Raw genomic sequence first — 19,155 nt, forward strand, 5'->3', positions numbered from 1 at the left:
TCGTCAGGTGATGACGGCCGGGGTGCGCCAGGCCGGGCGGGCCGCCCGGTCCAGGTCGTGGCGGACCGAGGCGATGCGGCGGATCGCCTCGATCAGGTCGTCCGGGGGGAGCGAGAACGGCAGGCGTACGAAGCGTTCCAGCGTGCCGTCGAGGCCGAAGCGGGGGCCCGGCGCGAGCCGCACGCCGACGTCCTCCGCCGCGCGGGCGAGGGCGCTGGAGATCGGGCCGTCGAGTTCCGCCCAGAGCGTCACGCCGCCGGAGGGCACGAAGAAGCGCCACTCCGGCAGGTGCTCGCGCAACGCCTCGATGAGGGTGTCGCGGCGGGCGGCGAGCTGGGCGCGACGTACGGCGACGATGCTCGGCGCGTCCTGGAGCAGGTGGACCGCGACGAGCTGCTCCAGCACCGGGCTGGCCATGTCGACGCCGACCCGCAGCGCGGCCAGGCGCTGGACCAGCGGGGCCGACGCGCGCACCCAGCCGATCCGCAGGCCGCCCCAGTAGGCCTTGCTCATGCCGCCGATGGTGACCACGCGGGAGTGCCGGTCGAAGACGGCCACCGGTGGCGGCATGGCCTCGCCGTTCAACGGGAGGTCCACGAAGGACTCGTCGGCGACCAGCTCGGTGCCGGTAGCGTGGGCCGCGGCCACCAGCCGTTCGCGCAGGGCGGCCGGCATGAGGTGGCCGGTGGGGTTCTGGAATTCGGGGATCACGTACGCGAGCCGCGGACGCGTCTGCCGCATCGCCGCCAGCAGCAGCTCGCCGTCCCAGCCGGTGGCCGCGTCGAGGCCGTGGGTGCTGATCCGGGCGCGCCGGGCGGCGAGCGCGGCCAGCGCGTTCGGGTACGTCGGCGACTCCACCAGCACGGACGCGCCCGCGGGCACCGACAGGCGCAGCACCAGGTCGAGGGCCTGCTGCGTGCCGCTGGTGATCAGGATCTGTTCGGCGCTGGTCGGCACGCCCCGCGCCGTGTAAGCCGCGGCGACGGCGTCCCGCAGCTCCATCAGCCCGGTCGGGTGGTATCCGGCGGTGCCGAGGAACCGGGGCAGCTCGTCGGCGGCGGCGCGGGCGGCGGGCACCAGTTCGACGGGCGCCGCGGACGCCGCCACCCCCATGTCGATCATGTCCAGGTCGTCGTCGGGCGTCCAGAGACCCGAACTGGCCACCCGGTGGCCGTTCGGCAGGGTGGTCCAGCTTCCGGCGCCGCGCCGGCTGGTCAGGTGCCCGGTCTCCCGGAGGCTCCGGTACGCGGCGGTCACGGTCGTCCGGCTCACCGCCAGCGCCTCGGCCAGCTCGCGCTCGGCGGGCAACCGTACGCCCAGGGGCAGCCGCCCGTCGGTGAGCAGCCCCCGGACCGCCCCGGCGAGCGCCGCGTAGTCCGGGCTGCGATGGCGACCCGGCAGCGAGTGCCACTGACCCAGCAACCGGGCCAATTGGCCTCCTCGCACGGACGTCGTCATGGCCACCTCCGCGAAATTGGCTATGCCGTACGGTCGAATTGGCCTTCAGAGTGGCACTCATGACCACCGGAAGCAACCGCCGACTCCCCCGCCGCGTCAGTCAGCTCTTCGCGGGCCTGATCCTGTACGGCATAAGCATGGCCTTCATGGTCGAATCGAGCCTCGGCCTCACCTCGTGGGACGTGTTCCACCAGGGCGTGTCGAAGGCGACCGGCCTCAGCTTCGGCTGGGTGGTGATCCTGGCCGGCATCCCGATCCTGCTGCTGTGGATCCCGCTGCGGCAGCGGCCCGGCTTCGGCACGGTCGCCAACCTCGTGGTCATCGGCCTGGTGGTGGACGCCGCCCTCGCGGTCCTGACTCCGGGCGAATCCATGGCGATGCGCGTCACGTACCTGACCATCGGCATCCTGCTCAACGGCGTCGCGACCGCCATGTACATCGGCGCCCGCTTCGGCCCCGGCCCCCGCGACGGCCTGATGACCGGCCTGGTCGGCCGCTTCCCGCGGCTCTCCCTCCGCCTGGTCCGGACCAGCATCGAACTCGCGGTCCTGGCGACCGGCTTCCTGCTGGGCGGCACGGCCGGCCTCGGCACCATCGGGTACGCCCTGGCGATCGGCCCCCTGGTCCAGATCTTCATGCCGGTGTTCGCAATGGAACCCCGCCCCGGCACGACACGCCTCGCCCCCGCCCCGGCGTAACCCGCCCGCCTCCGGACCCGAGCCGAGCCCCCGGACCCAGCCGAGCCCCCGGACCCAGCCGAGCCCCCGGACCCAGCCGAGCCCCGGGCCGGCGGGGCTGGGCGGCGCGGAGGTTGCACGGGTTTTGCGGGTTGGTCCGGACGCACGGGCGACGGGCGGTTTGTCCGGGCGGCCGGACACACCTTGGTGATCATCCCGACACAATTGCTTTCCGGTTGGCCGGGCAGGCGGCATCATTGCGGCATGGGGGCTGGCGAGTGGCACTGGAACGACGCATGGATCTTCGTGTCCGCGGTCATCGCCGAGCGCCTCGAGCGTGACCGGGCGATGCATGCCGCCCTCCCGGTGACCGGGGCCAGCCTGGCCGATGTGCTCGCCGCCGCCGACTTCCTGCACCACAGCGTCCCGAGCCGTTCCGAGCTCGAGGAGTCGGTGCGCCGCCTGGCCGGCGCGGGCCTGCTCACAGTCGACGACGATCTGGTCGAAGTGGCCCCGGCGGGCGAGCAGTTGTGGCGCACCCGCCCGTTCAGCGGCCTGTCATCGGCGGTCGTCACCCTCCAGACCCAGCTCAACCGCGCCGCCACCCCGGGCGAGTCGGACTGGAAACTGGACGACACCACCTACAACGCCGCCGTCCGCGAGTATTCCCTCCGCCTCGCCGACGGCCGCTGACCCGCGCCGGGCGGCCCGGCCGCCCACGGGAGGGGCCGCGCCGTCCTGAGGCGCCGGACCCGCCGCCGGGCCGCCCGCAGGAGGGGCGCGCCGTCCTGAGACGCCGGACTCGCCGCCCGCGCGGACGCGGCACCGCCCTCAGCGGACCGGGTTGCCCGCGGCGCGGAGGCTGTCCTTCACCTCGCCGATGGTCAGCTCTCCGAAGTGGAACACGCTGGCCGCCAGCACCGCGTCCGCCCCCGCCGCCACCGCCGGCGGGAAGTGGCCGGCCGCGCCCGCCCCGCCGCTCGCGATCACCGGGATGTCGACCACCTCGCGGACCGCCGCGATCAGGTCGAGGTCGAAGCCGGCCTTCGTGCCGTCGGCGTCCATCGAGTTGAGCAGGATCTCGCCCGCGCCGAGCTCGGCCACCCGCCGCGCCCACTCCACCGCGTCGAGCCCGGCCGACCGGCGCCCGCCGTGGGTGGTGACCTCCCAGCCGCTCACGTGCGGTCCGCCCGGCACGCGCCGCACGTCGAGCGACAGCACCAGCACCTGGTTGCCGAAGCGGCCGGCGATCTCGGCGATGAGTTCGGGGCGGTGGATCGCGGCCGTGTTGACGCCGACCTTGTCCGCGCCCGCCCGCAGCAGGGTGTCGACGTTGTCGACCGAGCGCACCCCGCCGCCCACGGTCAGCGGGATGAAGACCGATTCGGCCGTACGGCGTACGACGTCGAGCATCGTCCCGCGGGCGTCGGAGGACGCGGTCACGTCGAGGAACGTCAGCTCGTCCGCGCCCGCGGCGTCGTACGCGGCGGCCAGCTCGACCGGGTCGCCGGCGTCGCGCAGGTCGACGAAGTTGACGCCCTTGACGACCCGTCCGGCGTCCACGTCCAGGCAGGGGATCACCCGTACCGCGACCGTCATGATGTCACCCTTCCGCCCGCGTAGGCGTCGATCTCGACCTCGACCAGGTGGTCCTCGTGCAGCAGCCCGGCGACCACGATCAGCGCCGCCGCCGGCCGTACGTCCCGGAAGATCTCCCCGTGCACCGCGGCGACGGCGTCCGCGTGCGCCCGGTCGGTGACGTACATGCGGGTACGGATGACGTCAGCGGCGGCGGCGCCCGCGGCGGCCAGCGCGTCGAGGCCGATGCGGAAGGCGATCCTGGCCTGCGCCGCGGGGTCGCCGACGGCCACCACCTCACCGTCCACCGTGGCCGTGCACCCGGCGGTGACAAGGAGGTCCCCGGCGCGGACGACGCGGGAGTAGCCGAACCGCTCCTCCCAGGGCCCGCCGGACCCGAAGCGCGCGATCATGAGGCCGCCCGACCGTAGCGCGCAACCATCGGCCCGCCGGACCCGGAGCGCGCGAGCAAAAAGCCGCCCGAGCCGTCGCGCACGGTCAAGAAGCCCAGACTGAAGCGCGCGATCATGCCGCGCGCAGCGCCGCGAGGGCCTCGGCCACCGTGAACGCGCCCGCGTAGAGGGCCTTGCCCGCGATCACGCCCTCCACGCCGACCGGTTCGAGGGTGGCCAGCGCGCGCAGGTCGTCGAGGGCCGACACGCCGCCGCTGGCGATGACCGGGGCCGGCGTACGGGAGCACACCTCGCGCAGCAGTTCCAGGTTCGGGCCCTTCATGGTGCCGTCCTTGGTGATGTCCGTGACGACGTACCGGGCCGCGCCCGCCTTGTCGAGGCGCTCGAGCACCTCGTAGAGGTCGCCGCCGTCGCGGGTCCAGCCGCGGGCGGACAGGGTACGGCCGCGCACGTCCAGCCCGATGGCCACGCGGTCGCCGTACTCGCCGCAGATCCGGTCGCACCATTCCGGGTCCTCGAGGGCGGCGGTGCCGATGTTGACGCGGGCGGCGCCGGTGGAGAGCGCCGCGCGCAGCGACTCGTCGTCGCGGATGCCGCCGGAGAGCTCGACCTTGACGTCGAGGCGGCCGACCACGCCGGCGAGCAGCTCGGCGTTGGAGCCACGGCCGAACGCGGCGTCGAGGTCGACGAGGTGCACCCACTCCGCGCCGTCGCGCTGCCAGGCCAGGGCGGCCTCGAGCGGGTCGCCGTAGCTCGTCTCGGAGCCGGCGGCGCCCTGGACGAGGCGCACCGCCTGGCCGTCGGCGACGTCGACGGCGGGCAGCAGGGTGAGGGACACGGGGTGACTCCGATCAGCTAGCGACGGCCGAGGATCACGACGACCAGGGCCGGCAGGACGAGAACGATCAGGGCGATGAGGATGATGCGCAGGCCCAGCTCGGGCACCAGGAACCAGATCAGGCCCGAGGCGAGCAGCGGCACCACCACGATGCCGGCGCGCTGGGTGCGGCTGCGCCGGTAGAGCCGGCCGGAGCCGCGGCGCTGCGGCCGCAACGACCGGACGAGGGCGCGCCGCCGGTTGCGCCGGGCGACCCGGCGGGCCCGGCGGGCCTTCTCCTTCTCCAGGACGGCGAGCCGCTCGGCCCGCCGCTGGGCCCGTTCCTTGCTCACCGTCAGAGCCCGGCGACCCAGGTACGCAGCAGCGCGTAGCCGGCGTTGGCGGACTTCTCGGGGTGGAACTGGGCGGCGGACAGCGGCCCGTGCTCGACCACCGCGGCGAACGGCTCGTCGTGCGCGGCCGTGGTCACCGTGGCGCCGGCCCGCGTGAGGGCGTCCAGCTGCGAGGCGCCGTACGAATGCACGAAGTAGAACCGGGTGTCCGGTGCGATGCCGCGGAGCAGAACCGAGCCCTCCGGCACCGACACCGTGTTCCAGCCCATGTGCGGGATGCGCCGGGCGGTCAGCCGGGTCACCGCGCCGGGGAGCAGGCCCAGGCCGCGGGTCTCGACGCCGTGCTCGACGCCGGTCTCGAAGAGGATCTGCATGCCGACGCAGATGCCGAGCACCGGACGGCCGGCGGCGACCCGCTCCGCGATGACCGGCCCGGCGCCGAGCTTCTCGATGCCGGCCATGCAGGCCGCGTAGGCGCCCACCCCGGGCACGACCAGGCCGTCCGCCGCGGCGGCGGCGGCCAGGTCGTCGGTCACGGTCACGTCCGCTCCGGTACGCGCGACAGCCCGCTCCGCCGACCGCAGGTTGCCCGACCCGTAGTCCAGGATCACGACGGTGCTCATGAGTCCCCCGGGATCAGCCACAGCACGCCGCCGGCCAGCGCGAGCAGGGCCAGCGCGGCGACCAGCCCGATCGAGAACCTCGTGGCGCCCTGCCGGGCGAGCGACACGACCCCGCCGACCAGGATGCCGGCGAGGCCCAGCAGCAGGACCGGCGCGATGCTGCTCACAGCACGCCCTTGGTGGACGGCAGCGCCCCGGCGTTGCGCGGGTCGATCTCGACGGCCTCGCGCAGCGCCCGGGAGAACGCCTTGAACTGCGCCTCGACGACGTGGTGGGCGTCGGGCCGGCCGCCGTCACGCGCGGCCCGGAGCACGCTGACGTGCAGGGTCACCCTGGCGGTGTGGCCGAACGACTCGAAGATGTGCCGGGTCATGCTGGTCGGGTAGACCGGACCGATGTACGGCGCCAGCTCCGGCTCGTCGTGCACCACGTACGGCCGGCCGGACAGGTCCACCGCGGCCCGGCACAGCACCTCGTCCATGGGGATGGTCGCGGAGCCGTAGCGCCGGATCCCGGCCTTGTCGCCGAGCGCCCGCGCGAAGGCCTCGCCCAGCGCGATGGCCGTGTCCTCCATGGTGTGGTGCGCGTCGATCTCCAGGTCGCCCTCGGTGCGTACGGTGAGGTCGAAGCCGCCGTGCTTGGCGAGCTGGTTGAGCATGTGGTCGTAGAAGCCGACGCCGGTGGAGAGGTCGCCCTTGCCGGTGCCGTCGAGGTCGATCTCGACGAGGACCTTGGTCTCGTTGGTGACGCGCTCGATGCGCGCGGTGCGGCTCACGGCAGGATCTCCTCGGCGGCTTTCAGGAAGGCGGAAGTCTCGGTCTCGGTGCCCGCGGTGACCCGCAGCCAGCCGGTCAGCCCGACGTCGCGGATCAGCACCCCGCGGTCGAGGAAGGCCTGCCAGGACACCTTCTGGTCGGCGCCGGCACGGAACAGCACGAAGTTGGCGTCGCTGTCGGCCACCTCGGTGCCGCGGGCGCGCAGGGTCGCGACGATCCGGTCGCGCTGCTCCTTGATCGCCTCGACGGTGGCGAGCAGCGCGTCCCGCTCGGCGAGGGCGGCGCGGGCGGCGGCCTGGGTGAGCGCCGACAGGTGGTAGGGCAGCCGGACCAGCTGCACCGCGTCGACCACGGCGGGATCCGCCGCGAGGTAGCCGAGCCGGCCGCCGGCGAAGCCGAACGCCTTGCTCATCGTGCGGGTCACCACCAGCCGCGGGTGCCCCGGCAGCAGCGTCAGCGCGCTCGGGGTGCCGGGGCGGGCGAATTCCGCGTACGCCTCGTCCACGACGACCATGCCCCGCGCCGCACCGAGCACCGCGGCCACCACGCCGGGGTCGAGGGCCGTCCCGGTCGGGTTGTTGGGCGAGCAGAGGAAGACCAGGTCGGGGTCGTGCTCCTCCAGCTGGGCCAGGGCCGACGCCGGGGTGAGGCCGAAGTCCGGGTCGCGCAGCGCACCCACCCACCGGGTGCCGGTGCCGGCGGCGAGCAGCGGGTGCATCGAGTACGACGGGCCGAATCCCAGGGCCGTGCGCCCCGGGCCGGCGAACGCCTGCAGCAGCTGCTGCTGGACCTCGTTGGAGCCGTTGGCCGCCCAGACGTTCGCGGTGCTCAGCCCGTGCCCGAGGTAGCCGGCGAGGTCGGCGCGCAACGCGACGGCGTCCCGGTCGGGATAGCGGTTGAGGTCGCGCACCTCGGCCTGCACCGCCTTGCCGATCGCCTCCGCCACCGCATCCGGCAGCGGGTACGAATTCTCGTTGGTGTTGAGCCGCACGGCCACGTCGAGCTGCGGCGCGCCGTACGGCGACCTGCCCCGCAGGTCGTCGCGCAGCGGGAGATCGTCGAGCGTGGTCATGAGCCGAACCTCGCCGTGACGGCCTGTCCGTGCGCGGGGAGGTCCTCGGCGTTGGCGAGCGCCACCACGTGCGGGGCGACGTCGCGCAGGGCGGCCTCGTCGTACTCCACGACGTGGATGCCGCGCAGGAACGACTGCACGGACAGGCCGGAGGAGTGCCGGGCGCAGCCCGCGGTGGGCAGCACGTGGTTGGAGCCGGCCGCGTAGTCGCCGAGCGAGACGGGTGAGTACGCGCCGACGAAGATCGCGCCGGCGTTGCGGACCCGCATCGCCCACTCGCGCGCGTCCCGGGTCTGGATCTCGAGGTGCTCGGCCGCGTACGCGTCCACGACCGCCAGCCCCTGCTCGAGGTCGTCGACGAGCACCACGCCGGACTGCGTGCCGCCCAGCGCCTCGCGTACGCGTGCCTCGTGCTTGGTCGCCGGCACCTGCACCGCGAGCTGCGCGTCGACCGCGGCGGCCAACTCCGGCGAGTCGGTGACCAGCACGCTCGCGGCCAGCGGGTCGTGCTCGGCCTGGCTGATCAGGTCGGCGGCGACGTGCACCGGCGAGGCGGTGTCGTCGGCCAGGATCGCGATCTCGGTGGGGCCGGCCTCGGCGTCGATGCCGACGGTGCCCTGCAGCAGGCGCTTGGCCGCGGTGACCCAGATGTTGCCCGGGCCGGTGATGACGTCCACCGGCTCGCAGCGGTCGGCCTCGTCGGCACCGTCGGCGCCGTGGCCGAGCATGGCGATCGCCTGGGCGCCGCCGACCGCGTAGACCTCGTCGACGCCGAGCAGGGCGCAGGCGGCGAGGACCCGGGCGTCGGGCAGGCCGTTGTTCTCCTGCTGCGGCGGGCTGGCCACCACCAGCGACGCGACGCCGGCCTCCTGGGCGGGCACCACGTTCATGACCACGGTGGACGGGTAGACCGCCAGGCCGCCGGGGACGTAGAGGCCGACCCGGGACACCGGCACCCACCGCTCGGTCACGCTGCCGCCGGGCACCACCTGGGTGGTCGTGTCGGTGCGGCGCTGATCGCTGTGGACCTTGCGGGCGCGCTCGATGGCGACCAGCAGGGCCGCCCGCACGTCCGGGTCGAGGGATCCGGCCGCGGCGGCGATGGCCTCGGCGGGGACGCGCAGGCGCTCGAGGCGTACGCCGTCGAAGCGCTCGGTGGCCTCCCGGATCGCGGCGAAACCATGCTCCCGGACCGCCGCCACGACGGGGCGGATCCTCTCGACCGCCTGCGAGACGTCGAGCTGGGCGCGGGGCAGCAGACCGCGCGGGTCCCGGCGGGAGCCGCGCAGGTCGATCCGGTTCAACACGCCGCCAAGTCTAGGCCGCGGCCGGCCGGGCCCCCGGGCCGCATACCAGGCAGTGGGAAGCGCCACCCGGTGCGCTATGCGGCTTTTGCGAACCGGCGGGCGAAGATCACCGTCGCCGGGACGCGCGCGGACGGCGACCATGCCGATACGCTCGGACCGTGGGCGCGATTCTCCCGGTCTTCCCGCTGGGCACGGTGCTCTTTCCCGGCCTGGTGCTGCCCCTGCACATCTTCGAGGAGCGATACCGCACGCTCGTGCGCGACCTGGTCGCCACGACGGCGGACGAACCGCACGAGTTCGGCGTGGTGACGCTGCGGCACGGGTCCGAGGTGCTGTCCACCGAGGGCGACGACGAGCGCCCGGACGAGCCGCCGGTCACCGCCGGCCAGCTCTACGACATCGGCTGCACCGCCGAGTTGCGCCAGGTCACCGAGCTGCCGGACGGCCGCTTCGACATCGTCACGGTGGGGCGGCGCCGGTTCCGGGTGCTGAGCACGGCGGCGGAGACCCACCCGTACCTGACGGCCGAGGTGGAATGGCTGCCCGACGAGGAGCCGGGCGACGAGACGGCCCGGGTGCTCGCGCCGCGGGTGCTGACCGCCTTCCGCACCTATCTCGACCTGCTGCGCCCCGACTCCGAGACGCTGGACCAGGTGCCGGACGACCCGACCGTGCTGTCCCACCTGATCGCGGCGACCGCCCAGCTGACCGTCGAGGAACGCCAGGAGCTGCTGGCCGCGCCGGACACCGCGACCCGGCTGCGCAACGAGCTCAAGGTGCTCACCCGCGAGGCGGGTCTGCTCGCCAAGGTGCGGGCGGTGCCGGTGCCGCTGTCGGATCTGGCGCGCCCGGTGAGCCCGAACTGAACGGGTCGCCGGCGACCGGCTCGTCCGGGAGCGGGCAGGGACCCTCTCCCCCGCCGTCGTGGCCGTAGCCCGGCTTCGCGCCGGGCCGGTCCAGGTCGGGGTCGTTGGCCCAGCCCGCCAGCAGGGTGGTGACGATCACCGCGGCGAACGCGGCCACCAGCAGCGTCCCGTACGCGTGCAGGTCCGGCGGGCGGCTGAAGCGGTCGCCCGGGGCCGAGCTCCGCTGCCAGTCCTGCCACGCGCTCAGCCCGACCAGCCGGCCGGCCTGCCACATCACCAGCGTCGAGGCGAGGCCGCCGAGGGTGACGCCGAGCAGCACCGCCGGGCCGCGGTCGCGGCGCAGCACCAGCCAGGCGGCGATCGCGGCGAGCAGGCCGAAGACGAATCCGATGATGGTGAACCAGCCGTCGGCGGCGATGTACTGCTCCGGCGACGGGTCGTTGACGACGATGCCGTTCTCGCCGGCGTTGACCACCGGCACCGACGGCGAGAGCCACGACCAGAGCAGGCCCAGCGGCACGCCGGCCACGGCCATCGCGACCACGATCAGGGCGCCGACGGCCACGCTGCGGCGCCACGGCCGGCCCGTTCGCGGCGCCGGCTGCCAGCCCGGGTCCGTGGTGGGACCGTACGGGAAGACGACCTGCGGCTCGGAGGGCTGCGGGCCCGGCTCCTGACTCGGGTTCACCCCCCGATCCTGCCAGGTCCCGCTGTACGCCCGCTGCGGACCATCAGGCGACCGCCGACGGACCGAGGATCATCTTCAGGTCGGCGCGCAGCGCGGGGGTGGCCGCCACCTTGAAGCCGCCCAGCCGCATCACCGTCTTGCGGCTGCCGTTGAGCAGGTGGACGTGCACCTCGCTGTCGCCGGGGTGGCTGACCAGGATCTCCTTGAGCTCGGAGACCAGCGGCGGGGTGCACCGGGTGATCGGCATGGTCAGCGTGATCGGCTTCGTGTCCGGGTTGTGGGTCACGTCCGGCATCGACATGTCCATCGCCATGATCCGCGGGGTGTCGTCGCGGCGGTCGACCCGGCCCTTCACCACCACGATCGCGTCCTCGGCGATGTACTGCCCGATCACCTCGTACGTGTTGGGGAAGAACAGCGTCTCCACCCCGCCGGCCAGGTCCTCCAGCGTGGCCGACGCCCAGGGCCGGCCCTGCTTGGTGATCCGCCGCTGGACCCCGGTGAGGATGCCGGCGAGGGTGACGACCTGCCCGTCCGGGACCGAGCCCTCCTCGTTCAGCGCCGCGATCGTGGTGTCGGCGGCGTTCGCGAGGACCTGCTCCAGGCCCGCGAGCGGGTGGTCGGAGACGTAGAGGCCGAGCATCTCGCGCTCGAAGGCCAGCTTGTCGCGCTTGTCCCACTCGCCGTCGGTGATGGTCGGCATCGCCACGGTCGCCGAGGCGCCCCCGGCCTCGTCGCCGAAGGCACCGAACAGGTCGAACTGGCCCGCGGCCTCGTTGCGCTTGACGTCGGCGTACGCGTCGATTGCCTCGGCGTGCACGGCCAGCAGCCCCTTGCGGCTGTGCCCCATCGAGTCGAACGCGCCGGCCTTGATCAGGGATTCGATCGTCTTCTTGTTGCAGGCGACGGCGTCCACCTTGGACAGGAAGTCGTAGAAGTCCTGATACTTGCCCTTCTCCTCGCGGCAGCGGGCGACCGCCTCGACCACGTTGTGCCCGACGTTGCGGATCGCGGCGAGGCCGAAGCGGATGTCCTTGCCGACCGGGGTGAAGGGCCCGGCGGACTCGTTGACGTCGGGCGGCAGGACCTGGATGCCCATGCGCCGGCACTCGGCCAGGTACATCGCCATCTTGTCCTTGTCGTCGCCGACGCTGGTGAGCAGCCCGGCCATGTACTCCGCCGGGTAGTGCGCCTTGAGGTACGCCGTCCAGTACGACACCAGGCCGTACGCGGCCGAGTGCGCCTTGTTGAAGGCGTAGCCGGCGAACGGCACGAGGACGTCCCACACCGCCTGGATGGCCTCGTCGCTGTAGCCGTGCTGCCGGCAGCCCTCGCGGAAGGGCTTGAACTCCTTGTCGAGGATCTCCTTCTTCTTCTTGCCCATCGCGCGGCGCAGCAGGTCGGCCTGGCCGAGGGTGTAGCCGGCGAGGATCTGCGCGGCGCGCTGCACCTGCTCCTGGTAGACGATCAGGCCGTACGTGGGCTCCAGGATCTCGCGCAGCGGCTCCTCGAGCTCCGGGTGGATCGGCGTGATCTCCTGCAGCTTGTTCTTGCGCAGCGCGTAGTTGGTGTGCGATTCGACACCCATCGGGCCGGGCCGGTAGAGCGCCAGCACCGCGGAGATGTCCTCGAAGTTGTCGGGCTTCATGAGCCGCAGCAGCGACCGCATCGGCCCGCCGTCGAGCTGGAAGACGCCCAGCGTGTCGCCGCGGGCCAGCAGCTCGTAGGCGGGCTTGTCGTCCAGCGGCAGGGCCAGCAGGTCCATCTCCATGCCGTGGTTGAGCTGGATGTTCTTCACGGCGTCGTCGATGATCGTCAGGTTCCGCAGGCCGAGGAAGTCCATCTTCAGCAGGCCGAGCGTCTCGCAGGTCGGGTAGTCGAACTGCGTGATGATCACACCGTCGGTGGCGCGGCGCATGAGCGGGATGTGGTCGATGATCGGCTCGGCGCTCATGATGACGCCGGCGGCGTGCACGCCGGTCTGCCGGATCAGGCCCTCGATGCCGCGCGCGGTGTCGATCACCTTCTTGACGTCGGGATCCTGCTCGTACAGCGCGCGGACCTCGCCGGCCTCGCTGTACCGCTTGTGGTCCTTGTCGAAGATGCCGGACAGGGGGATGCCCTTGCCCATCACGTCCGGCGGCAGCGCCTTGGTGATCCGGTCGCCCACCGCGAACGGGTAGCCGAGCACCCGCGCCGAGTCCTTGATGGCCGCCTTCGCCTTGATCGTGCCGAAGGTGGCGATCTGCGCGACCTTGTCCTCGCCCCAGCGGTCGGTGACGTAGCGGATGACCTCGCCGCGCCGCCGCTCGTCGAAGTCGATGTCGACGTCGGGCATGGAGACGCGCTCGGGGTTGAGGAACCGCTCGAAGATCAGGCCGTGCGGCAGGGGGTCGAGGTCGGTGATGCCCATCGCGTACGCGATCAGCGAGCCGGCCGCCGAGCCGCGGCCCGGGCCGACCGCGATGCCGTTGCGCTTCGACCACTGGATGAAGTCGGCGACCACGAGGAAGTAGGACGGGAAGCCCATCTGGCTGATGACGCCGAGCTCGTACTCCGCCTGCTTGACGTGCGTCTCCGGGATGCCGCCCGGGAAGCGGCGCTTGAGGCCCTCGTACGCCTCGTGGCGGAACCACGACTCCTCGGTGTGCCCCTCGGGGACGGGGAACCGGGGCATCAGGTTCTTGAAGGTGAACATGCCCTCGGTGTCGACCTTCTCGGCCACCAGGAGCGTGTTGCGGCACCCCTCCAGCCAGGCGTCGGACGAGTCGACCGCGCGCATCTGGTCGGCGGACTTGATGAAGTAGCCGCCGCCGTCGAAGCGGAACCGGTTGGGGTCGGCGATGTTGCTGCCGGTCTGCACGCACAGCAGCACGTCGTGCGCCTCGGCCTGGGCCTCGTGGGTGTAGTGCGAGTCGTTGGTGACCAGCGGCGGGATGCCGAGCCGGCGGCTGATGTCGAGCAGGCCGTCGCGGACCCTGTTCTCGATCTCGAGGCCGTGGTCCATGATCTCCAGGAAGTAGTTCTCCTTGCCGAAGATCTCCTGATACTGCGCCGCGACCTTGTACGCCTCGTCGTCCTGCCCCAGCCGCAGCCGGGTCTGCACGGCGCCGGACGGGCAGCCCGTCGTCGCCATGATGCCCTCGGCGTGCTCGGCGATGATGTCCATGTCCATCCGCGGCCACTTGACGTAGTGGCCCTCCATGGACGCCCGGCTGCTGAGCCGGAACAGGTTCTTGAGCCCCTGCGCGTTGCGGGCCCACATCGTCTTGTGGGTGATCGCGCCGTTACCCGAGATGTCGTCGGACTTCTGCTCCGGGCGGCCCCACTTGACGCGCGCCTTGTGCAACCGCGACTCGGGCGCCACGTACGCCTCGATGCCGATCACCGGGGTGACGCCGGCCGCCGTGGCCTGCGTGTAGAAGTCGTACGCCCCGTGCATGTTGCCGTGGTCGGTGATCGCCACGGCCGGCATCCCGAGCCGGTTCGCCTCGGCGAACAGGTCCTTCAGCCGGGCGGCTCCGTCGAGCATCGAATACTCGGTGTGCACATGGAGGTGCACGAACGAGTCAGACACCCAGGGCCCCCTTACTCCCGCGGCGGATCCGGCTTGGAGAGCCTAGTCCCGACCCGGCAGGAGCGGCACCGCTGACACCCGCCTATTCGGCGAATGGCTCGATCATCACAGCGGCGGCCCGCAGCCACGCCTGCTTGGTCTCCGGCTGGAGCACGTTGTACTCGATGGAGGAGCCGACCTCGAGCGCCGGGTCGTACGGCACCACGGCCACCGCGCGGGTGCGCGTGGCGAAATGCTTGGCGAGGTCGTCGAGGAGCGGCAGCTTGCCCGGCGACGGGCACGAGATCAGCGTCACCGCGTTCGCGACGAGATCCTCCATGCCGGTCTCGTTGAGCACGTCCAGCATCCAGTCCGCGGTGAACGCGGCGTCCTCGCGCGGCACGGTCGTGATGACCAGCTGGTCGGCGCTGCGCATGACCGTCTGCCAGTTGACGCTCTCGACGTTGTTGCCGGTGTCCACGCAGATCACGTCGTGCGTACGCCGCAACAGGTCCATCACCCGCCGCACCGTGCTCTGGTCGAGCCGCTGGGCGAACCGCGGGTTCTCCTCCCCGGCGAGCACGTCGTACGACCCGTCGGAGGCGTGCCGCAGGTAGCCGTCGAAATACTGCATCAGCTGGTCGCCGTGCATGTTCTCGATCTCGAGCAGGTCGCTGACCAGGTGCCGGATCGTGCGCGCGTGCCGCGCGCTGCCGGCCCGCAGGCCCAGGGTGCCGCGCAGCTCGTTGTCGTCCCAGGCGAGCACGCCCCGGCCGCGGACGCTGCCGATGGTGGCCGCGGCCAGCACGGTGGCGGTCGTCTTGTGCACGCCGCCCTTGGGGTTGGCGAAGGCCATGACCCGCGGCTTGCCGAGCTTGCGCCGCAGCACCCCGGCGGCGCGGTCCTCGGGCTCGGGCCGGGTCTGCCGCCACTCGATGCGGGCCGGCGCGGGCGACGTCGGTGCCGGAGCGCCGGAGGGCGGCGCACCCGGCACGGCCGCCGGCGGGGGCGGCAGCATCGGCACGGGCGCCGGCGCGCCGGGCAGCGCGGCCGGCGGGGGCGGCAGCACGGAGGCCGAGCCCACCGAGGCGGCGCCCCGGCTGGGCGGCATCGCCGGGTCGTGCGGCGCCCGGCCGATCGGCGGCGGGGCCGACCCGCGGGTGGCCGGGTTGAAGAAGCTGTGCGGTTCCGCCTCCGGGCGGGCCTGGAACCCCTCGCCGATCCGCGACTGGCGGCGCGCCTCCAGCGGGTTGACCAGGCGTGGATCGGGCGTGCGCCGGTCCGCCGGGCGATCCCCGGGGCGGTCCCCAGGGCGGTCCACCGGGCGTTCCCCGGGTGCGAGCGGCTCGGTGGCCCCGAGGCGCTCGCCGAGGGAGGCGCGCCCGGCGCGGCGGTCGAGCGGGTTGACCGGGGGCAGCGGCGGCGGCTCGGCCGGCGGATAGCCGCGCGGGCCCTGATCCCGGGCGCCCTGATCGCGGAGGCCCTGATCGCGCTGGCGGGGGTCGAGCGGATTGAACGGGCGGCCGGGCCGGTTCGGCAGCGGCGGCCCGGCCGCCGGACGGCGGGGCTCGGGCTCCTGCTCGTGCTCGGCCTCGTGGCCGTCGTCGGCCGTCCGGGACCCGTGCCGGGCGCGGTCGAGCAGCGCCCGCCAACGCGGCGCTGGTTCCGCAGGCCGGCCCCAGCCGGTCTCGGTCCCGTCCACGGCTCGTCCTCCCCAGCGCCTACTCGATCTCGGTCTCCTCGACGGCCTCCGTCGCCCTGCAACAGGCTACGGACGCCCACCCTATTCGGGCCACTCCCGGACGTCGCAACTGCGCGCGCCGCTCTTGCTTACCAGAGGCTCACTCGTGCATACGGCCCGCGCGGCCGCTCCGGCCGGGGCCGACGGAAAAATTAACGCCCGGACGCGCCCCGGGATGCTCCCGCGACCGGTAACGGCACGTCGGGGCCGGGAAAAACGGACGGCGCAGAGGGTACGGCAGCGCTCTCCTCCGGTGCCGTGGACGAGGGGCCGGGCTCCCGGGCGGAGCCGCCGGATGGGGCCGACGTGGAACCGGCCCTGGACGATGAGGGTAGTGGCGCGAGGCTCGCCGGGGCAACAGTGACGTCCTGCGATGGCACGGGCGAACCGGAGGTGTCGTCGTCCGGCACCGTCGTGGTCTGCTCGGGCAGCACCGGGCGGAATTCCGTACGGTCCAGCCGCCGCACCTCGGGGGCCGGGTCCACGACCCGGACCTCGGCGCGGCCGGCGAGCTGCGCCAGCGCGGCGGGCTCGGCCCGGACCACCGCGGCGAACACGCAGGCGCACTGGGCGCGGAACGCGGCGGCCTCCGCGGCGGCGGTCTGCGCGGCACTCTCGTACGCGGCCCGCAGCCGCAGCTCCTCCGGCCCGTCGCCGGCCAGTTCGCCGGCGAGCTTGAGGTAGTCGGCCCGTTCCTGCTCCCGGGCCACCGCGGCGTTCTGCATGCCGGTCACCACGTCCTCCGGCATGCGGTAGACCGGAAGCTTCAACACCGGTGTCCGTACGTTCGCGAGCGGGGCGGCCCGCACGTACACCTGGGCGATCGCCGCACCGTCGAGCACGGCGGGCAGCTTGCCGGGCGGGTAGTAGCCGGCCAGGCTCACCAGCGCCCAGGTCGGCCCGGCCACCGGCGAGCCCGGCGAGGGCAGCAGCGCCGCCAGCTCGCTCTGGCTGGACCGCAGGTAGCCGGAGACGGACTGACCCTCGACCACGCCGACCCGGACGACGTCGCCGGTCGCATCCTCGCCGTCGGGGCCGCGGTCGTTCAGCAGCACCACGGTGACCAGCATCGCCAGCACCACGACCAGGGTCAGGCCGGTGAGCAGCCGCAGCCGGAACTGCCCGGCACCGGAGCGCGACAGGCCACGTGCCGCCGGCGGCATCGTCCGGTCCCCGGGCCTCATGGGAGTTTCCCTCCGCGCCAGGTGGTCAGCTCGCGTCGCGGAGCACGTCCAGCGCGTACCCCAGGTCGTCAGGGTAGTCGCTGACGAACCGGACCTCGTCCTGCGTGCGCGGGTGCACGAAGCCGAGCTCGCGGGCGTGCAGCCACTGCCGGTTCAGCCGCAGGCGGGCGGCCAGGGTCGGGTCGGCGCCGTACGTGAGATCCCCAACGCACGGATGCCGCATCGCCGAGAAGTGCACCCGGATCTGATGCGTCCGCCCGGTCTCCAGCTTCACGTCGATGAGGCTCGCGGAGCGGAAGGCCTCGAGCGTGTCGTAGTGCGTGACGCTGGGCTTGCCGCCGGACATGACCGCGTACTTGTAGTCGGCGGTGGGGTGCCGGTCGATCGGGGCGTCGATCGTGCCGCGCAGCGGGTCGAGGTGGCCCTGCACGACCGCGTGGTAGCGCTTGTCCACCTCGCGCTCCTTGAACGCCCGCTTGAGCATCGTGTACGCCACCTCGCTCTTCGCGACCACCATCAGCCCGGTGGTGCCGACGTCGAGGCGGTGCACGACGCCCTGCCGCTCGGCCGCGCCGCTGGTGGCCACGTTCTGCCCCATCGCGGCCAGGCCGCCGATCACGGTCGGCCCGGTCCAGCCGGGACTCGGGTGGGCCGCGACGCCGACGGGCTTGTCGACCACCACGATGTCGTCGTCGCTGTAGACGATCTTCATGCCGTGCACCGGTTCCGCGACCACCGCCGGGGCGGTCACCGGCGGCGGCAGGGTGACCTCGAGCCAGTCGCCCGCGCTGACCTTGTCGGACTTCGGCCGCGGCACGCCGTCGACCAGGGCGTCCCCGGACTCGACGAGGGTCGCCGCGGCGGTGCGGGACAACCCGAACAACCGCGACACGGCCTGATCGAGACGCATCCCGTCCAGACCGTCCGGTACGGGCAGAGAACGCGCCGTCATGCTGTGGTCTTCTCCTTGGTGGTGCTCTTGGTCAGCCGGGAACCGTCCCGCTGGCGGCCGGTCAGCTCGAGCAGGACGGCGAGGACCACTCCGACGCTCAGGCAGCTGTCGGCGATGTTGAAGACCGCGAAATACTCCCCGTACGGCCCGAAGACGCTGATCATGTCGACGACGTGCCCCTGGAACACGCCGGGGGCCCGGAACAGCCGGTCGCCGAGGTTGCCCAGGGCGCCGCCGAGCACGAGCCCGAGCGCGACGGCCCACGGCACGGACCGCAGCCTCGCGGACATCCAGCCGATCCAGCACACCACGGCGAGCGTGACCAGCGGGAACACCCACGTGTACCCGCTGCCCAGGCTGAAGGCGGCCCCGCTGTTGCGCAGCAGGGACAGGTAGACCAGGCCGCCCAGGATCCGGACCGGTTCGCCCTCGGTCAGGCCGTTGGTGGACAGCTCCTTGGTGATCTGGTCGAGCGTGACGGCGAGCATCGCGGTGATCGCGAGGACCGCCACGGCCCTGCCCGCGAACCCGCTCCGGGCCGGCCGCGTGCCGCCGGTCCCGGGCGTGCCGTCCGCTGCCTCGTCGGCGTTCAGCGTCGTTCCTCCAGCTGCTTGCAGGACACACAGAGGGTCGCGACCGGGAACGCCGCCAGCCGCTCGACCGGGATGGCGTTGCCGCATCGCTCGCACCAACCGTAGTGGCCCTCGCCGAGACGCTCGAGGGCGCGCTCCACCTGCGTGATGCGCTCCAGCAGATTGTTCGCCAGCGTGATCTCCTGCTCACGCTCGAACGTCTTCGTGCCGGTGTCCGCCTGGTCGTCACCCGCGGAGTCGGCGAGCCGCTCGCGCTGCAACTCAGTGATCTCGGTGAGCGACTGGTCGTACTCCGCCTGCAGCTCGTCGCGGCGCTCGGTCAGCGCGACACGGATCTTCTCGGTCTCGGCCGCGCTGCGGGACCGCTCGGGCGCAGCCTTCTCGGTTGCCTTGGCCATCGTCGCTCCCCTGAGCCGCGCCGGGCGCGGCGAATCGGCGGTGTCGGTCGTCGCAGGGAAACGGCCGCCCACCGCCCCTGCTGAGATGCGGGTCACGCCCCCA

20 protein-coding genes are annotated in these 19,155 nt (G+C 73.1%); 3 read left to right on the forward strand and 17 right to left on the reverse strand.

The genetic code is table 11. From position 1 onward, the window contains the following. Window positions 1-3 precede the first annotated feature (3 nt). On the reverse strand, window positions 4-1,458 hold the full coding sequence (gene yczR / locus CLV70_RS13070) for a MocR-like transcription factor YczR (RefSeq protein ID WP_106126720.1): 1,455 nt from the start codon (window positions 1,456-1,458) through the stop codon (window positions 4-6). A 59-nt stretch (window positions 1,459-1,517) separates the two neighbouring features. Between yczR and yczE the strand changes: the two genes are divergently transcribed. Beyond that, complete coding sequence (gene yczE, locus CLV70_RS13075; protein WP_106126721.1) at window positions 1,518-2,156, forward strand: membrane protein YczE; 639 nt, start codon at window positions 1,518-1,520, stop codon at window positions 2,154-2,156. Window positions 2,157-2,399: 243 nt separating this feature from the next. Then, entirely contained in the window at window positions 2,400-2,828 is a 429-nt protein-coding gene (locus CLV70_RS13080; protein WP_106126722.1) for a hypothetical protein, read from the forward strand. A 138-nt stretch (window positions 2,829-2,966) separates the two neighbouring features. Here CLV70_RS13080 and hisF read toward each other — a convergent pair whose 3' ends face one another. The 9 genes from hisF to hisD form a co-directional block, all read right to left on the reverse strand. Next, the gene (gene hisF / locus CLV70_RS13085) at window positions 2,967-3,734 is read right to left on the reverse strand and encodes an imidazole glycerol phosphate synthase subunit HisF (protein ID WP_106126723.1); all 768 of its coding nucleotides are present in this window, start codon (window positions 3,732-3,734) and stop codon (window positions 2,967-2,969) included. Beyond that, window positions 3,731-4,126: a Rid family hydrolase gene (locus tag CLV70_RS13090; protein ID WP_106126724.1), complete on the reverse strand. Its 396-nt coding sequence runs from the start codon at window positions 4,124-4,126 to the stop codon at window positions 3,731-3,733. Before CLV70_RS13090 ends, hisF begins: the two co-directional genes overlap by 4 nt. Window positions 4,127-4,238: 112 nt before the next feature. Continuing rightward, on the reverse strand, window positions 4,239-4,964 hold the full coding sequence (priA, locus tag CLV70_RS13095) for a bifunctional 1-(5-phosphoribosyl)-5-((5-phosphoribosylamino)methylideneamino)imidazole-4-carboxamide isomerase/phosphoribosylanthranilate isomerase PriA (RefSeq protein WP_106126725.1): 726 nt from the start codon (window positions 4,962-4,964) through the stop codon (window positions 4,239-4,241). 17 nt (window positions 4,965-4,981) lie between these two features. Further along, window positions 4,982-5,296, reverse strand: a complete 315-nt coding sequence (locus CLV70_RS13100) for a hypothetical protein (protein WP_106126726.1) — start codon at window positions 5,294-5,296, stop codon at window positions 4,982-4,984. A 2-nt stretch (window positions 5,297-5,298) separates the two neighbouring features. Then, window positions 5,299-5,919, reverse strand: coding sequence for an imidazole glycerol phosphate synthase subunit HisH (hisH, locus tag CLV70_RS13105; protein ID WP_106126727.1), 621 nt, complete (start codon window positions 5,917-5,919; stop codon window positions 5,299-5,301). Further along, window positions 5,916-6,086: a hypothetical protein gene (locus CLV70_RS40120; protein WP_170148609.1), complete on the reverse strand. Its 171-nt coding sequence runs from the start codon at window positions 6,084-6,086 to the stop codon at window positions 5,916-5,918. Before CLV70_RS40120 ends, hisH begins: the two co-directional genes overlap by 4 nt. Further along, a complete protein-coding gene (gene hisB / locus CLV70_RS13110) occupies window positions 6,083-6,694 on the reverse strand; it encodes an imidazoleglycerol-phosphate dehydratase HisB (protein WP_106126728.1) in 612 nt (203 codons plus the stop codon). Before hisB ends, CLV70_RS40120 begins: the two co-directional genes overlap by 4 nt. Beyond that, window positions 6,691-7,767 (reverse strand): histidinol-phosphate transaminase, encoded by a 1,077-nt coding sequence (locus tag CLV70_RS13115; protein ID WP_106126729.1) that lies wholly within the window; start codon window positions 7,765-7,767, stop codon window positions 6,691-6,693. The genes hisB and CLV70_RS13115 overlap by 4 nt, the downstream gene beginning before the upstream one ends. After that, a complete protein-coding gene (hisD, locus tag CLV70_RS13120) occupies window positions 7,764-9,074 on the reverse strand; it encodes a histidinol dehydrogenase (RefSeq protein ID WP_106126730.1) in 1,311 nt (436 codons plus the stop codon). The genes CLV70_RS13115 and hisD overlap by 4 nt, the downstream gene beginning before the upstream one ends. 158 nt (window positions 9,075-9,232) lie before the next feature. On the opposite strand from hisD, the gene CLV70_RS13125 reads away from it, so the two are divergent. Next, window positions 9,233-9,940: an LON peptidase substrate-binding domain-containing protein gene (locus CLV70_RS13125; RefSeq protein ID WP_106126731.1), complete on the forward strand. Its 708-nt coding sequence runs from the start codon at window positions 9,233-9,235 to the stop codon at window positions 9,938-9,940. Here CLV70_RS13125 and CLV70_RS13130 read toward each other — a convergent pair. From CLV70_RS13130 to CLV70_RS13160, 7 genes are all read right to left on the reverse strand, one after another. Continuing rightward, window positions 9,855-10,628 carry a DUF2567 domain-containing protein gene (locus tag CLV70_RS13130; protein ID WP_106126732.1) on the reverse strand — a complete coding sequence of 258 codons (774 nt, stop codon included), beginning with the start codon at window positions 10,626-10,628 and terminating at the stop codon, window positions 9,855-9,857. The genes CLV70_RS13125 and CLV70_RS13130 overlap by 86 nt on opposite strands. A 43-nt stretch (window positions 10,629-10,671) precedes the next feature. Further along, entirely contained in the window at window positions 10,672-14,205 is a 3,534-nt protein-coding gene (dnaE, locus tag CLV70_RS13135) for a DNA polymerase III subunit alpha (protein WP_106126733.1), read from the reverse strand. A gap of 82 nt (window positions 14,206-14,287) precedes the next feature. Then, entirely contained in the window at window positions 14,288-15,886 is a 1,599-nt protein-coding gene (locus tag CLV70_RS13140) for a MinD/ParA family ATP-binding protein (protein ID WP_106126734.1), read from the reverse strand. A 191-nt stretch (window positions 15,887-16,077) separates the two neighbouring features. Beyond that, a complete protein-coding gene (locus CLV70_RS13145) occupies window positions 16,078-17,109 on the reverse strand; it encodes a RodZ family helix-turn-helix domain-containing protein (RefSeq protein WP_146164053.1) in 1,032 nt (343 codons plus the stop codon). A 25-nt stretch (window positions 17,110-17,134) separates the two neighbouring features. Continuing rightward, window positions 17,135-18,061: an RluA family pseudouridine synthase gene (locus CLV70_RS13150; protein ID WP_106126736.1), complete on the reverse strand. Its 927-nt coding sequence runs from the start codon at window positions 18,059-18,061 to the stop codon at window positions 17,135-17,137. Next, window positions 18,058-18,741 carry a signal peptidase II gene (gene lspA / locus CLV70_RS13155; protein WP_106126737.1) on the reverse strand — a complete coding sequence of 228 codons (684 nt, stop codon included), beginning with the start codon at window positions 18,739-18,741 and terminating at the stop codon, window positions 18,058-18,060. Before lspA ends, CLV70_RS13150 begins: the two co-directional genes overlap by 4 nt. Further along, window positions 18,651-19,052: a TraR/DksA family transcriptional regulator gene (locus CLV70_RS13160; RefSeq protein WP_106126738.1), complete on the reverse strand. Its 402-nt coding sequence runs from the start codon at window positions 19,050-19,052 to the stop codon at window positions 18,651-18,653. Before CLV70_RS13160 ends, lspA begins: the two co-directional genes overlap by 91 nt. Window positions 19,053-19,155 lie beyond the last annotated feature (103 nt).

Origin of the sequence: Pseudosporangium ferrugineum, assembly GCF_003002065.1 — a bacterium.
Taxonomy (GTDB): domain Bacteria; phylum Actinomycetota; class Actinomycetes; order Mycobacteriales; family Micromonosporaceae; genus Actinoplanes; species Actinoplanes ferrugineus_A.